We start from the raw sequence: 239 nt of genomic DNA, 5'->3' as shown, positions 1-239 counted from the left end.
TGGGACTTCGGTGACACCACCACCGGAACCGGCATCACCACCAGCCACACCTACACCACCGCAGGCACCTACCAGGTCAAGCTGACCGTCACCGACAACGCCGGTGCCAGCAACTCGATCACCAAGGCAGTCACGGTCACCGCACCGGCGGTCACGACCTTGGCGTCCGATGCCTTCGGTCGTACGGTGACCGGCGGCTGGGGCAGCGCGGACGTCGGAGGGCCGTGGACACTGAGCGG

1 protein-coding gene is annotated in these 239 nt (G+C 67.4%); it reads left to right on the top strand.

Annotated features, from left to right (window positions below; genetic code table 11):
• Window positions 1-239: PKD domain-containing protein (locus QQZ11_RS13575; protein WP_284550857.1), on the top strand; the 239-nt coding region annotated here is incomplete at both ends.

It is taken from the genome of Aestuariimicrobium sp. T2.26MG-19.2B (genome assembly GCF_950101875.1).
Classification (GTDB): Bacteria; Actinomycetota; Actinomycetes; order Propionibacteriales; family Propionibacteriaceae; genus Aestuariimicrobium; species Aestuariimicrobium kwangyangense.
Note: the sequence above shows the minus strand (reverse complement) of the source record. Positions and strands in the feature narration are given on the sequence as shown.